The sequence below is a fragment of the Skermanella mucosa genome (genome assembly GCF_016765655.2).
GTDB lineage: Bacteria > Pseudomonadota > Alphaproteobacteria > Azospirillales > Azospirillaceae > Skermanella > Skermanella mucosa.
Genome location: NZ_CP086106.1, coordinates 3,405,305 through 3,419,346, shown reverse-complemented (window position 1 = coordinate 3,419,346; position 14,042 = coordinate 3,405,305). Strand labels below are relative to the sequence as shown.

At 67.4% G+C, this 14,042-nt stretch carries 16 protein-coding genes; 4 read left to right on the top strand and 12 right to left on the bottom strand.

The genetic code is table 11. The annotated features are described in order from the left end of the window. Positions 1-15: 15 nt before the first annotated feature. Positions 16-1,557, bottom strand: coding sequence for a PRC-barrel domain-containing protein (locus JL100_RS15705; RefSeq protein WP_228420734.1), 1,542 nt, complete (start codon positions 1,555-1,557; stop codon positions 16-18). Between the two features lie 441 nt (positions 1,558-1,998). Here JL100_RS15705 and JL100_RS15700 point away from each other — a divergent pair, with 441 nt between their 5' ends. The 4 genes from JL100_RS15700 (at position 1,999) to JL100_RS15685 (ending at position 5,288) form a co-directional block, all read left to right on the top strand. After that, entirely contained in the window at positions 1,999-2,538 is a 540-nt protein-coding gene (locus tag JL100_RS15700; RefSeq protein ID WP_202681391.1) for a DUF421 domain-containing protein, read from the top strand. Positions 2,539-2,558: 20 nt separating this feature from the next. Next, entirely contained in the window at positions 2,559-3,551 is a 993-nt protein-coding gene (locus JL100_RS15695) for a mechanosensitive ion channel family protein (protein WP_202681396.1), read from the top strand. A 252-nt stretch (positions 3,552-3,803) separates the two neighbouring features. Further along, positions 3,804-4,142, top strand: a complete 339-nt coding sequence (locus JL100_RS15690; RefSeq protein ID WP_202681397.1) for a hypothetical protein — start codon at positions 3,804-3,806, stop codon at positions 4,140-4,142. Positions 4,143-4,253: 111 nt separating this feature from the next. Beyond that, positions 4,254-5,288: an alpha/beta fold hydrolase gene (locus JL100_RS15685; RefSeq protein ID WP_202681398.1), complete on the top strand. Its 1,035-nt coding sequence runs from the start codon at positions 4,254-4,256 to the stop codon at positions 5,286-5,288. Positions 5,289-5,369: 81 nt separating this feature from the next. Here the strand turns inward: JL100_RS15685 and JL100_RS15680 are convergent, their stop codons facing one another. Genes JL100_RS15680 through nrfD form a run of 11 tightly spaced genes read right to left on the bottom strand, consistent with a single transcriptional unit; the run spans position 5,370 to position 14,041 of the window. Further along, entirely contained in the window at positions 5,370-5,861 is a 492-nt protein-coding gene (locus JL100_RS15680) for a hypothetical protein (protein ID WP_202681399.1), read from the bottom strand. A 1-nt stretch (position 5,862) separates the two neighbouring features. Next, on the bottom strand, positions 5,863-6,189 hold the full coding sequence (locus tag JL100_RS15675; RefSeq protein WP_202681400.1) for a cytochrome C oxidase subunit IV family protein: 327 nt from the start codon (positions 6,187-6,189) through the stop codon (positions 5,863-5,865). Continuing rightward, positions 6,186-6,830: a cytochrome c oxidase subunit 3 family protein gene (locus JL100_RS15670; protein ID WP_202681401.1), complete on the bottom strand. Its 645-nt coding sequence runs from the start codon at positions 6,828-6,830 to the stop codon at positions 6,186-6,188. Before JL100_RS15670 ends, JL100_RS15675 begins: the two co-directional genes overlap by 4 nt. Then, on the bottom strand, positions 6,823-8,481 hold the full coding sequence (locus tag JL100_RS15665; RefSeq protein WP_202681403.1) for a cytochrome c oxidase subunit I: 1,659 nt from the start codon (positions 8,479-8,481) through the stop codon (positions 6,823-6,825). The genes JL100_RS15670 and JL100_RS15665 overlap by 8 nt, the downstream gene beginning before the upstream one ends. After that, positions 8,478-9,440, bottom strand: a complete 963-nt coding sequence (gene coxB, locus JL100_RS15660; RefSeq protein ID WP_202681405.1) for a cytochrome c oxidase subunit II — start codon at positions 9,438-9,440, stop codon at positions 8,478-8,480. The genes JL100_RS15665 and coxB overlap by 4 nt, the downstream gene beginning before the upstream one ends. Continuing rightward, complete coding sequence (locus tag JL100_RS15655) at positions 9,437-10,246, bottom strand: SCO family protein (protein WP_202681406.1); 810 nt, start codon at positions 10,244-10,246, stop codon at positions 9,437-9,439. Before JL100_RS15655 ends, coxB begins: the two co-directional genes overlap by 4 nt. Continuing rightward, the gene (locus tag JL100_RS15650) at positions 10,243-10,608 is read right to left on the bottom strand and encodes a hypothetical protein (RefSeq protein WP_202681407.1); all 366 of its coding nucleotides are present in this window, start codon (positions 10,606-10,608) and stop codon (positions 10,243-10,245) included. Before JL100_RS15650 ends, JL100_RS15655 begins: the two co-directional genes overlap by 4 nt. Further along, positions 10,601-11,629, bottom strand: coding sequence for a hypothetical protein (locus JL100_RS15645; protein ID WP_202681408.1), 1,029 nt, complete (start codon positions 11,627-11,629; stop codon positions 10,601-10,603). The genes JL100_RS15650 and JL100_RS15645 overlap by 8 nt, the downstream gene beginning before the upstream one ends. Beyond that, complete coding sequence (locus JL100_RS15640) at positions 11,626-12,141, bottom strand: c-type cytochrome (protein ID WP_202681409.1); 516 nt, start codon at positions 12,139-12,141, stop codon at positions 11,626-11,628. The genes JL100_RS15645 and JL100_RS15640 overlap by 4 nt, the downstream gene beginning before the upstream one ends. Next, positions 12,138-12,677, bottom strand: a complete 540-nt coding sequence (locus tag JL100_RS15635; protein ID WP_202681411.1) for a DUF3341 domain-containing protein — start codon at positions 12,675-12,677, stop codon at positions 12,138-12,140. Before JL100_RS15635 ends, JL100_RS15640 begins: the two co-directional genes overlap by 4 nt. Then, entirely contained in the window at positions 12,674-14,041 is a 1,368-nt protein-coding gene (gene nrfD / locus JL100_RS15630; RefSeq protein ID WP_202681418.1) for an NrfD/PsrC family molybdoenzyme membrane anchor subunit, read from the bottom strand. The genes JL100_RS15635 and nrfD overlap by 4 nt, the downstream gene beginning before the upstream one ends. Between the last annotated feature and the right edge of the window lies 1 nt (position 14,042).

The following is a 14,042-nucleotide window of genomic DNA, read 5'->3' as shown; positions in this document are numbered from 1 at the left end:
GATCTTCTCGTTGTGTCAGCGCGTGCCGCGGCTTACGAGGTTTCCCTCGGCAGCCTCGGTGTCGAAGACCGGGGCCGCCTCGATTTCGGGCGAATCCATCACGACGAGCACGGTGCCGTCCTGGCTGTTGACCATGACGTTGTCGGCGGGGATCCGGACCTGCTGTCCGCCCATCTCGTCCACCAGGGTGATGATCACCGCATCGAGTTCCCCGCCGGGTGCCACGAGGAGGTCTGACACCTGCCCGACGTGATCGCCGGAACGCGCGACGACGTCGCGACCGATGAAGGCCTGGAGCCGTGCGGCGCCTTCGTCCAGAGCCTCGCGTTCGGCCATCTGGTCGTCGGCGGTTCCCTGCCGCTCCACGGTCACCTGCGGATCGGCCTGCTGGACGCGAACCTGCGGTTGTGCCTGCTCGACCTGGACCTCAGGCTGGGCCATGTCGACCCTCACGTCGGGCTGCGGCTGCTGGACGCGAACCTGGGGGTCCGGCATCCGCAGGCTCACGTCCGGCCGGGCGCGGTCCACCTGGACTTGCGGACGGGGGACCTGGACGTCGACGTCCGGCCGCGCCGCATCGACGTCGACCTGCGGCCGCGGCTGGTTGACCGCCACCTGCGGCTCCGGTACCCGCACGTCCACCTCGGGGGCCGCCTGGCTCACGTCGACCTGCGGCGCGAACCGCTCAACCCGGACCCTGGGCTGGGCCTGTTCGACCTGGATCTCGGGCTCGGGCATCCGCACGGCGACCTGCGGCCGGGGCTGGTCGACATTGACATCGGGGCGGGGCACCTGGACGGAGACCTGCGGCTCGGGCTGGTCCACGTTCACGTTCGGATCGCCCATGTCGATCGAGACCTCGGGGCGGCGCTGGTTGATGATCACCTCGGGTTCGAACAGGCGCACGATGATCTCGGGCGGCTGCTGGCGGACCGTGATCCGGGGCGCCGGCTGCTCCAGGGTTACCGTAGGCGGCTCCTGGCGCACGATCACCTGCGGCGCCTGCTGCTCGATGCCGACCCGGGACGGCCTCTGCCGCACGTCGACCTGCGGTGCCGGCTGCTGGACTGCGACACGCGGCTCGGCCGCCTGGACCAGGACCTGCATCCGGGCCTGCTCGGCGCCGCGGCGGACCTGCTCGTCGGCACGTGCGGCGGCCGTGCGGCTCTCCTGTTCCCCGGCTTCGCCGCGCCGGCCGATCGCGGCGAGGGAGGCGTCGACCTGGTTCCTGGCCTCCTGGAAGGCCTGGCTGGCCTGGGTGTTCTGCTGCACCCGCGGCAACTCGGCCACCGCGATCAGCGCTCCCTTCATGGTCTCCAGCGCCTGCTGGACACGGTTGCGGGCCTGCTGGACGCCTTGCTCGCCGCCCTGGTTCCGGGCGCGTTCGAGATTCTGATAGGCCTGCCGCAGCTCGCCCTGAGCTTGGCGCAGCCGCGGCTGGGGTGCTTGGTCCCGGGCTTGCTGTCCCTGAGCCTGCTGCTCCTGACCGGGCTGTCCTTGGTTCTGCTGGGGGCTCTGCTGGGGGTTCTGCTGGGCCCAGGCCGCCGGGCTCGTCATGACGAGCAACGTTGCGGCAGTGGCCAATATTTGAGATCTCATATGGCTCTCCTGCAGAAAAGACGACAATTTCTCTTCGCGAAACCGGTCCGGTGATCGCTTCATCCGGTCGAGTATCACGTTTGACTTATTATCGGATGTGTCAGCATTATTGCTGGCACGAAAACTCGATCTTATTGCTTCGATTATGCCAACAGACTTAACGGCGATGTGTGTTGTCAGGAAATTCCTGACTCCCGCAAGGTTTTTCCTGTCACGTCACAGTTGTCGCTTTCGGCACGTCTTTGAAGCCGCACCCGGTCTTGCCGGGGAAACTTGATCTGGAATGGCGTGCCGAGGCATGGGAGCTTTTCCGGTCGAAGTTGTTGCATCTGGAGCGTCTGCGCGCCGGCCAGGTCCGGCCGACGCTGGACCCGAATTTTCAAAGCCTAAGGAACGCTCATGTTTTTTGACGACTGGACCGGGCTGCTGCGGACCGTCGTGGTCGGCGTGCTGGCCTACATCGCCATCATATTGCTGCTGCGCATCACCGGCAAACGCACCCTGTCGAAAATGAACGCGTTCGACATGATCGTGACGGTGGCCCTGGGCTCGACGCTGGCGACGGTTCTGCTGTCCCAGAGCGTTGCCCTGGCGGAAGGTATTCTTGGCTTCGCCGTGCTGATCTTCCTCCAGATGATCGTCGCCTGGGCCTCTGCCCGCTGGCAAGGGGTCAGGGATCTCGTGAAGGCCGAACCGACATTGCTTCTTCACAAGGGGAGCATGCTCGACAAAGCCCTGCTCGATGCGCGGGTGGCACCCGAGGAGGTGATGGCCGCCGTCCGATCGAGCGGTTTCGCGAGCCTGGAACAGGTCGAGGCGGTCGTGCTGGAAACCGACGGAAGCTTCAGCGTCGTCGGCCCTTCCTCCGACGGCTCCACCTCCGCACTGGCCAACGTCCCCAAGCCGGGGCCTGCGGCGCATTCGTCCGACGCCGCGTGATCTCGACCGCAGGGGCAACCATGCAGGATACCGATCTGCAGGCCACCGTGGACGCTGAGATCTCGACGGCCTGGGCAACGATCGACCAGATGATCGACTGGTCGATTTCCTTCCTGCCCAAGCTCGCCATCGGCGTCGTCGTTTTCATCCTGTTCTGGCTGATCGGCAAGGGCGTGCGCATGGGCGCGCGGCGGGGAACCTCGGCCGGATCCGCCCGCAATGTCGGCCTCGTTCTCGGGCGCCTGGCCCAGTGGGGGCTGACCCTGCTGGGCTTGCTGGTCGCGGTGACCATCATGTTTCCCTCGGTCCGGCCGGTCGATCTGTTCTCGCTGCTGGGCATCAGCAGCGTGGCCATCGGCTTCGCGTTCAAGGACATCCTCCAGAACTTCCTGGCCGGCATCCTGATCCTGCTGCGCCAGCCGTTCCGCCTGGGCGATCAGATCGTCTTCAAGGACTTCGAGGGCACGGTCGAGGAGATCGAGACCCGCACCACCATCATCAAGACCTATGACGGCAGGCGCGCCTATGTCCCGAACGGGGAAATCTTCACCAACGCCGTCATCGTGAACACCGCCTACGGCATCCGGCGCAGCCAGTGCGATGTCGGAGTCGGCTACGGAGACGATGCGCGACAGGCCGCCGCGGCGATCGTCGCGACGCTGCGAAAAGTGGAGGGTGTTCTGCGGGATCCGCCGCCGGAAGCCATCGCCGTGGCGCTGGCCGATTCCAGCGTCAACATCCGCGCCCAGTGGTGGACCGACGCCCACCAGCACGAGGTGCTGCGGGTGCAGCACGAGGTGATCGTCGCGATCAAGGACGAGATGGTCGCCAACGGCATCGATCTTCCATTTCCCACCAGCATGGTCCTGTTCCACGACCAGACCGAGGAGACCGACGGCGACCGCAACCGCCAGCGGGAGGGTTGGCCGTCCGGCCGGAAACCCCCGGCGCCCAGGACCATCGCGGGTTCCCTGGCACGACAATCCGCGGCGGATGGAAAGGATGCGGGCTGACATGACGACTCCGCTACCCGGATTCCGAACCCGGTTTCCTGGAGCTCGAAATCCTTCTCGTCGCACTTGGGGGGGCGCCTTCACGGGTCTGACCGGACCGTTCGCGGAAGAAACCAACCCGCAGACACACTGTTGAGTGCCTGACAAGGGCTGTTCCCGCCAATGCGGAGTCCAGTCCAGACCCGGGAGGGCTTCGCCCGACGGGATATGAAAGACAGGAGTACCGGCATTTTGCATGCGATACCGATCATCTTGGGGTCAGCCCTGCTGGCCTTGGCCGCAGTTTCGGCCGGGGCCCAGGGTACGAAGGAGAGGCTGACGAACGACCCCGGCGTCGTGCGGACCCTAGAGCCCAATCCTGCTCCTCAGGGAACGCGCTCGCCTGACACGATCGACGAGACGGACGAGGAAAGCGGGCTGCAAGGCGCCCTCGAGCGTCTGAAGGAAGACCCGGTCGATGTCCAGGGGAACGACGTGGAACGCCGGAGCCGCGGCAGCAGCCAGCCGCCGCAGCCGCCGGAATCCGCCGAAAGCATAGAGGAGCGCGCCAAGGTACCGGATACGAACCAGCCCGGGGAGCAGCCCAGGTAGCCGATCCTCACCGCACAGGGAGAGCCGGTCCACGCCGGCCGCGGTGTTCTCATGATCCGGCCATGTCGCAGCCATCCAAGTGTCATTTCCCTCACCGATGCAGGAGGAAACATGTCCGATCGGCGGAGTCCCGCCACCGGGCGGACCAGCAGGCATCTCATTCTCGGGGCGATCGCCGCCGGGCTGGGATTGGCGCTGCTGCGTACGCCGTATCGGGCGCGCTACCGGGAGGAGGTCGATGCCGCGCCGGAGCTGATCCGCAGCGCGGTGATCGACGGCGTATTGATGCGGTGGGAGGAGCATGGAGGTCCGGAACGCGGCGCCATCCCGGTGGTGATGGTTCACGGCATCCCGACCAACCCCCGCATCTGGCGCTATATCATTCCCCGACTGACCAGCGTCGGAGTACGCTGTCTCGCCTGGGAGCAGGTCGGCTTCGGCTGGTCGCTCGGCGAAGGTCTGGACCGCGACATCTCGATCCCGCGGCAGGCCGACTATCTACGGTCGTGGCTCCGGCACCTGGGCGTTGACCGGGCCGTGTTCGTCGGCCATGACGTCGGCGGCGGTGTCGTCCAGTCCCTGCTGACCGAGCATCCCGAACTCTTCGCCGGCTTGGTGCTGGCGGATTCCGTAGCCTACGACAACTGGCCGGTGCCGATGGTCAGGACTGCGCAGCGCATGCGGGGTCTCATCGCCCGCTTGCCGCCCGCCCTGGTCAAGCCGCTCTTGCTGGCGGCGGTGAACAACCTGGGTCACGACGACCCCCGGCGGCGGAAGGTATCCCACGATCTGCTCTGGGAGCCCTATGCGCGCCCGATCGGCCCTGCCGGCCTCGCCAACCAGCTCCTTCACATGTCCGCCTACGATACCCTGCAAATCGGAAGCAGGCTCCGCCGGCTCGATATTCCGGCCCGTATCGTCTGGGGCGAGGACGACCCGCTCGGGGAATGGTCCGGCGCGCTGCTCGCGGACACTCTCGGTGCGCCCATGCGGCGCATACCCGGGGCGAGGCACTTCACGCCCGAGGATCATCCTGAAGTCATCGCGGAGGAAATCCGAGGGGTCCTGCGGGAGGTCGCCGAGTCTTCGCCGCTGATGCCGTCGCCTGGTACGCCGCCAGGATCTTGCCGGGCGACATCTGCGTAGCCGTGGAATTCAGCTCCATCGCGGCCGAATACGATACCGGGAGCCGGTGGACTGAATCCAGGATGCCCCTGCGCTCCTCCGTCAGGCGTTCAGCGCCCGCAGAAGGAAATCGTCGATCGCGGCCGACACCGTTTCGGGCGACAGTTCCTCCAGGCGGCCGAGCGTTACCTCGGTGGTCTTCACCGGGGTCTCGAAGTTGCGGGAGACCAGGACGGTGCCGTCCTCCGCGACATGGAAGGTCATGTAGGCGCGGGGCGCCTGCGCGTTGGTGGAGATCGAGCTGAAGCGGACGAAGGCGCGCGGCATCTGGTGCGGCGGATCGATATCCTCCTCCAGCCACAGCGCGCCGACATGCTCGACCACTGACCGCTTGGCGTTCACGGCGGGGAGCAGCACCTCCTTGTGGAAGGTTCGGATCCTGCGCAGCATGTCGACATGGGTGCCGTGCACGGGGCTGCGGGAAAGATCCTCCTCGGCCTGCCGGCGTCCAGCCTGGAGATGCTCCAAGGCCCTCTCCACGGCCTCCCTCAGGCGGGTCTCCCTCACGCGGGCATCGTCGCCGGATGATGTCATGTCAGGGCGACTCCTCGCCAAGATGGCCGCGCGTGTAGCTGCCGGTGGGCACCGTGGTCCGGGTCAGGTAATCGGTCGCGCCGAGCGAGAAGAGGATGGCGAGCCAGAACAGGCCCGCCGCGGCGGCGAAACGGACCAGGTTCCCACTGTCCGCCAGCTTCATGAAGATGATGACGACCAGCAGCGCCTTGAGCGCGGAGATGCCCACTGCGGCGACCGCGTTGAACGGCCCCATCGGCACATAGGCAAGGATCAGCGTGGCCCCGAGGAGGGCCAGCAGGGCCACCCAGGCCAGGACCAGCGGAAGCGGCGGCAGGTTCTCCCTCATCCGCCGCTCCTTCCCACCAGGTAGATCAGCGGATACAGGAAGATCCAGACGATATCGACGAAGTGCCAGTACAAGCCGGTGATCTCGACCGGCGTGTGATAGGCGCTTGAGAATGCGCCGCGCCACGCGCGCACCGCCATGGTGGCCAGCAGGCCGATCCCGATCGTGACATGGAGCCCGTGTACCCCGGTCATCATGAAATACAGGAGGTAGAACAGCTCCATGGCATGGGCGTGCGGGCCGGCCGCCTCGAAGCGGAGGCCCGGAACGAGGCCTTCGTGCCATTCCTGGTAATACTCGAAGCTCTTCAGCCCGAGGAAGATGGTGCCCAGCAGCGCCGCCACGCCGAGCAGGACCGCGACGCCGCGGCCGCGTCCCCGCTCCGCCAAATGCACCGCCCAGGCGACGACGAAGCTGCTGGTCAGCAGGATCACCGTGTTGACCGTCCCGATCACGATCTTGGTATGACGGCCGGCCTCCGCGAAGCCTTCCGGGTAGACGCCGCGATAGACCGTGTAGGCGAACAGCATGCCGCCGAAGAACAGCACCTCGGTCGCCAGGAAGATCCACATTCCGAAGACGGCGACGTCGGTTTGCTGTTCCAGGGTGGCGTACTGGGGTTCCGGCCGTATGTCAGGCATGGCCTTGGGCATCCTGGGGCTCCGGTTCCGGCCGGTACTGGTAGGGCGGACGGGTGACGGTCGGGGTCTTGTCGAAATTATGCTTGGGCGGGGGCGACGGCGTGGTCCATTCCAACCCCGTCGCCGCCCACGGGTTGGCGCCGGCGCGCTGGCCCCGGTACAGCGACCAGGTCAGGTAGAACAGCGGCATCACGTAGCCCAGCGCCAGGATCGAGGCGCCGGCCGAGGACAGGATGTTCCAGAACTGGAACTCCGGCGGATAGGAATGGTAGCGCCGCTCCATGCCCAGGTAGCCCAGGATGAACTGCGGGAAGAAGGTCAGGTTGAACCCGACGAAGATCAGCAGCGCGGCGATCCTCGCCCACCATTCGTGATAGATGCGGCCGGTGATCTTGGGCCACCAGAAATGCAGGCCGGCGAAGTAGGCGCTGACCATGCCGCCGACCATGATGTAGTGGAAATGCGCCACGACGAAGTAGGTGTCGGTGACATGGACGTCGAACGCCAGGTTGGCGGTGAACAGGCCGGACAGGCCGCCGGTCGTGAACAGCCCGATGAAGCCCAGCGCGTACAGCATGGGCGCGTCGAAGCTGATCCAGCCCTTGTGCAGGGTGGCGGTCCAGTTGAACACCTTGATCGCCGACGGCACGGCGATGATGTAGCTCAGCAGCGAGAAGACCAGCGCGGCATAGACCGACATGCCGGCGACGAACATGTGGTGCGCCCAGACCAGGAAGCTGACCGCGGTGAACGACACGCTGGCCCAGGCCACGAACTTGTAGCCGAAGATGGGCTTCCGCGAGAAGCAGGGCACGACCTCGCTGATCACCCCGAACCCCGGCAGGATCATGATGTAGACCGCCGGGTGCGAGTAGAACCAGAACAGATGCTGGAACAGCAGCGGATCGCCGCCCAGCGCCGGATCGAAGATGCCCACCTGCAACAGCCGTTCGACCGCCAGCAGGGCCAGCGTGATCGCCAGCACGGGGGTCGCCAGCACCAGGATGATCGCGGTCGAATAGTTCGACCAGACGAAGATCGGCAGCCGGTACCAGGTCATGCCGGGCGCCCGCAGCCGGTGGACCGTGACGATGAAGTTGAGCCCGGTCAGGATCGACGAGAAGCCGGAGATGAAGACCGCCGAGATCGCCAGGATCACGTAGCTGTTGGAATACATCGTCGAGAACGGCGTGTAGAACGTCCACCCCGTATCGACGCCGCCCGCGATCACGGCGACCAGCGCCACCACCCCGGCGACGACGAACAGGTACCAGCTCAGCAGGTTGATCCGGGGAAACGCCAGGTCCTTCGCCCCGATCATCATCGGCAGCAGGAAATTGCCCAGCGTGTTCGGGATCGACGGGATCAGGAAGAACCAGACCATCACGATACCGTGGATCGAGAACAGCCGGTTGTAGGTATCCGCTGCGAAGATCCCCGGCGGCGTCACCAGGTTCAGCCGGATCATCGCCGCGGCGGCTCCCCCGAAGAAGAAGAACACGGTGATCGTCAGGGCGTAGAGGATCGCGATCCTCTTGTGGTCGTGGGTCAGCAGCCAGGAGCGGAGCGTCGATCCCCCCTCGGTCAGGTAGTTGGGCGGCTGGGCGGCCGGCCGGGCGGTGACGGCCCTGTCGGGAGAGGTGGCGGTCATGGGGCGGGCCTTTCGCCGGCGCCGGGGGATGCGTTCCCCAGCGACTTCACGTAGCTGACGAGCTTGAACAGGTCCTCCTCGCCGATCTGCCCGTCGTAGGAGGGCATGATGGCGGGATAGCCGGCGGCGATCCGGGACTTGGGCAGCAGGATCGAATCGCGGATATAGCCCTCGTCCGCCGTCACCATCGACCCGTCGGCCAGCGGCACCGGCCGGCCGAACAGCCCTTCCAGCGGCGGGGCATGGACGGTGCCGGCGGGGCCATGGCAGCCGCTGCACCCGTACTGCCGGAACAGCGCCGCCCCCTGGGCGACCAGCGTTTCGCCAGGTCCCTGGGCGTCGAGCCAGCGCTGGTAGTCGCCCTGTTCCATGACGGTGACGATGCCCGTCATGTGGGCGTGCTCGGTGCCGCAGAACTCGGCGCAGAACAGGCGGTACTGCCCGACTTTGGTCGGCCTGAACCACATGGATTCATACCGTCCGGGCAGCACGTCGCGGCGGATGCGGAAGGCGGGAACCGCGAAGTCGTGGATCACGTCCTGCGATGTCATCACCAGCCGGATCGGGCGATCGACCGGGACGTGCAACTCGTTGATCTCCCGCTGCCCGCTGGGATGCTCGACCTTCCACATCCATTGCTTGGCGACGACGAAAATGTCGGTCGTATCGTCCGGCGGCCGGTGCAGCTTCAAATATAGGTTCGCACCCCAGAAATAGAGGCCGAGGAACAGCACGAAGGTTGCCACCGTCCAGCCGACCTCCACCCGCCAGGTCTTGCCCAGCCGGTTGCCGCGCTCGGCTCCGCTGTTCCGCCGGTAGCGCACGCAGAACACCAGCATCAGGCCGAAAACCAGCGCCAGGATCATGGCGCTGGTGATCATCAATCCTGCGAACAGCCAGTCCATCTCGCCGGCATGGGCCGATGCCGTCTCGGGAAGGAAGTGGATGCCCTGGTTCATCGGGCGCCCCCCGAAGGCTTGCGCGAGGCCAGGAAGATCAGCAGGCCCAGGGCCGCCACGGTGAGGATGCCGCCGGCCCGGACGATATTGCCGATCACCAGGCTGTATCGCCCGTGGGCGGGGTCGTAGGCGTAGCAGAGCAGAAGCAGCTGGTCCGCGACCGAGGCGACGGTCCCGCGCGAGGCGTCGATCAGTCCCAGGCGCAGGTCCAGGGGGTCGTAGCCGATGCCCAGGATATAGCGGGATATCCTGCCGCTGCCCGATACCAGGGTGACGCCCGCGGGATGGGCGAACTGCTCGATCATCGGATCATAGCGGTAGGGAAATCCCACGGTGTCGGCGAGGCGCCGCACCTCGTCCTCCGCTCCGACCAGGAAGCGGACCGCCCCGGCGAAGGCGGGATCGCGGTCGAAATGCCGGGCCTTGAGGGCCGCCGCGTCCCGGGCGGTCTCCCTCGGGTCGATGCTGACCGCGACCACCCCATAGTCCCGGCCCGGCGTCAGGGGCACCTGGGCGAGCGCCGCCGACAGGTCGCCCAGCACCAGGCCGCACAGGGTCGTACAGCGGAAATAGTCGAACACCAGCACCACCGGCCTGCCCTGGCCGAACAGGTCGGCGGTCGAGACGCTCCGCCCCTGGTCGTCGACGAGCCGGACGTCGGCGGGCAGGACGGCTCCCGGATGCTGGTCGAAGGCAAGGCCGGCAAAGCCCTCGGCCGGCAGGGTCGATTGGGCTCGGACGGGCAGGGCGGCCAGGATCGCGACGACCATCGCGGCAAGCAGGGGAACGGCTCCGGACAATTTCATCGCGCCGTCTCCGGCCAGTCGGGGATGCCGCGCTCCAGGACGCGGCGGGTCGCCTCTTCGATCGGGATCCGGACGATCCCCCGATCCCGGTCGATCCAGCCATAGCTGGCGCTTTCCCGTGCCGCCCTCGCGCGATAGTCCCTCATGTCGCCCAGGGGATCGGGCTGGAGCCTGGGTTCGGGCATGCGGTCCTTCAGAGCTTTCGGCGCGTCGGCGGTGCCGCCGGGAAAGACCAGCAGCAGTCCGACGATGGACAGGGCGATCACGCCGGCGACGAGGGCGGCCAGCAACCCGACCACCCGGGACGGCACGTCGGCGGTCTCGAACCGCGTGGTTTCGTTGGGGGAGACCCGGTCAGCCATGGCGCACCCCGGCATCCAGGCGCCACAGGAACAGCGCCGCCGAGAGCCCGCCGATCGCCAGCGTCGCCGCCGGGGCGAACCAGGTCATTCCGGTGGCGTCGAAGCCCGGCAGCACGAGCCACCAGCTTTCCAGCAGATGGGCCGCCAGCAGCAGCACGCAGACGGCGGCAAGGCCCCGGCGGCTGCGTTTGACGGGCGGCCAGAGCAGCGCCAGGAAGGGCACGAGGCCCTGGGCCAGGAACACCGCCAGGGCGGTCCACTCCCAGCCCCCCTCCAGCCGTTTCAGGTACCAGGTGATCTCGGTGGGCAGGTCCGCTTCCCACACGATCAGGAACTGCATGAAGGAAAGGTAGGCCCACAGCAGGATGGCCGCGATCAGGAGGCTGCCGAGGTCCCGGCGCGGGCTCTCCCCGACCGAGGGGGCGGCGCTCGCGGCGAGCGCCGCCGCCGCCAATGCGGTCAGCAGGAAACCGCTGATGACCAGCATGCCGTAGATGCTCGACCCCCAGTCCGGCTCGATCGACATCAGCCAGTCGAACGACGCGAAGGTCGCGGTCACCCCCATGACGATCAGCCCCGGCGCCGCGAAGGACGTCCCGCGCCCGGCCAGCACGGCCAGGAACGCCCAGGCGGCGAAGCAGGCCGCCGCCCGCGCCAGAAAGAAGGGCGTGTTCAGGTAGAAGGTGTTGGGCAGCTTCGCCGCCTCCTCCGGCCGCGCCCAGGGGTAGAGGTCGGGCAGGCTCAGCAGGACCGGGACGAAAGCCAGGGCCGCCACCGGCAGCGTCGTCGCCAGGGCCTTCAGCGGAGCCTTCGCGACGTCGCCCCAGCGCCCTCCCGTCAGGTCGTGGGCCAGCAGCAGCATCAGGGCCCCGACCGGAAAGCCGATCCAGAAGGCCCAGCCGGCCAGCCAGCCGCGCAGCACGGCTTCCCGGTCGATGCCCAGCCCCAGCCCGCAGACGGCGCCGCCGCCGAGGACCGCCACGGCGGAAGCGCCATAGGCCATGCGGGACGCGCGGGTCATTCGAGCTTCTCCCGCGCGGCGTCGGGCAGTTCCGCGACATCGGCGTTCCGGCTTTCCTGAAGGACCCGGACATAGGCCGCGATGGCCCAGCGGTCGGGCGGCTGGACCCGGTCGGCGTAGGAATACATCACGCCCCAGCCGTCGGTGACGACGTCGTAGAAGTGCCGCGTCGGGGCGGAGCGCAGCCGATCGATGTGGAACGACGGCGGCGCCGGGAATCCGCGCTTGACGATCATGCCGTCGCCCTCGCCCTGGAAGCCGTGGCAGGGGGAGCAGTACACGTCGTAGCGCTCATGCCCGCGCGCCAGCAGGGCGGCGTCCAGCGCGGGCACCGGCGGGGCGACATCCTCGCGGGCGACGGTGTGCTCGGGAGGTTGGAGCGGCCAGCGCTCCCGGCTCGGCAGGTCGGCGGCCGGCTCCCAGGTCTTGCTCCGCGGCTGCTCCGCCAGATTGTCGCAGCCGGCGGCCAGCACCAGCATCAGGGCGGCGAACGCGGCACTCCCGGGCCTCATGCCGGCACCTCGCATATCCGGACGGGGTCGTGGACATGCAGCAGCCGGCTCAGGCGGTCGGGGTCGAAGCGGGGGTCGCCGGCTTCGACGCAGACCAGGAAACGGTCGCGGGAGGCCCGCTCGATGCCCGGCGCGTCGAAGATCGGGTGGTACAGCAGCGGCATCCGGCAGGCGCGGAGCAGGGCCGCCGCGCCGGCCAGCACCATGCACAGGATCGCCAGCTCGATGGTGGTGGTCCCGAAGGCGGGCCAACTGTTGAGCGGCCTTCCGCCGACATTGAGCGGGTAGCCGATCACCGAGCCGTACCATTGCAGGAAGAAGCCGCCGACCGCCCCCACGACGCCGGCCGCGAAGACGACCAGGGGCGTGCGGGAGGGGCGGCGTTCCAGGATCTCGTCCACGCCGTCGACCTGTTCGGGGCTGTAGACCTCGATCCGGCGGAAGCCCGCGGCGCGCAGCCGCTGGAGGGCCGCCAGCATCGGTTCCGGCCGGTCGAACTCGGCCACCAGTCCATAGGGGCGGGGGGTGTCGCTCATCGTCCGCCCTCCCGCTTCTGTTTCCGCACCAGTTCGCGCATCTCGAACATGGAGACCATCGGGATGAACCGCAGCAGCAGGAAGAAGCCGGTCAGGAACAGCCCGGCCGACCCGGCCAGGGTCGCCCAGTCCCAGAAGGTCGGGGTGAAGACGGCCCAACTCGATTCCGAATGGTTCCGATGCAGGCTGGCAACGACGATGACGTAGCGTTCGATCCACATGCCGACGACCACGCCGGCCGCTATCGTGAACAGAACCGGCTGGTTGAGCCGCACGGCGCGGAACCACAGGAGCTGCGGAATGACCGCGTTGAGGACGATCTTCGCCCAGTACCACGGCGCGTAGTGGCCGGTCAGGTACGACAGGACCACCGTGATCTCGGCATGTTCGCCCCGGTAGAACGGCATGAAGATTTCCAGGCCATAGCTGTAGCCGATCAGCAGGCTGGTGGTCAGCATCAGCCGGGCCAGCACGTCGAGGTGGCGCGGCGTGATCACGCCGCCCAGGTCCAGCGCGCGCCGCAACGGGATCACCAGCATCAGGACGACCGCGAACCCCGACAGCACGGCGCCGAACACGAAATAGGGCGGGAACTGCGTCTCGTGCCAGCCCGGCACCAGCCCGCCCGCGAAATCCAGGCCGACGATGCTGTGGACCGAGATCACCAGCGGCGCCATCAGGCCGGCCAGCACCAGATAGGCGCTTCGGTATTCCCGCCAGTGCAGCGACGATCCTTGCCAGCCCAGCGCCAGGATCCCGTACAGGACCCGCTGCCAGCGCCGCGTGGCGCGGTCCCGCAGCGTCGCCATGTCCGGGATCAGACCGATATACCAGAACAGGACCGAGGCGATGACATAGACCAGGATCGCGACGAAGTCCCAGTGCAGCGGGCTGCGGAACTGCGGCCATGTCCCCATCGTGTTCGGGTAGTGGAACAGCCAGTAGGAATACCACCAGCGCCCGAGATGGATGACCGGCATGATCCCGGCGCAGGCGACGCAGAAGACCGTCATGGACTCCGCGATGCGGTTGGTGGCGCTCCGCCATTCCGAGCGGGTCAGGAAGAACAGGGCGGAGATGATGGTCCCGCCGCTCGCCATCCCGACCCACCAGACATAGTTGCCGATCGCGAAACCCCAGGCGACCGGCCAACCGACTCCCCAGATGCCGACGCCCCGGATGAACAGCCATGCCAGGGACACGACGAACAGCAGCAGCAGGCACAGTGACAGGCCGAAGCCGATCCACCACCACAGCGGCGTCTTCCGCTCCAGCACCAGGTCGCTGACATGGTCGGTCATCGACGTCTCCGTGACGCCGGGCTCCAGCACGCGCCTGGTCTCGTCGAACGCCGCAGCGGTCATG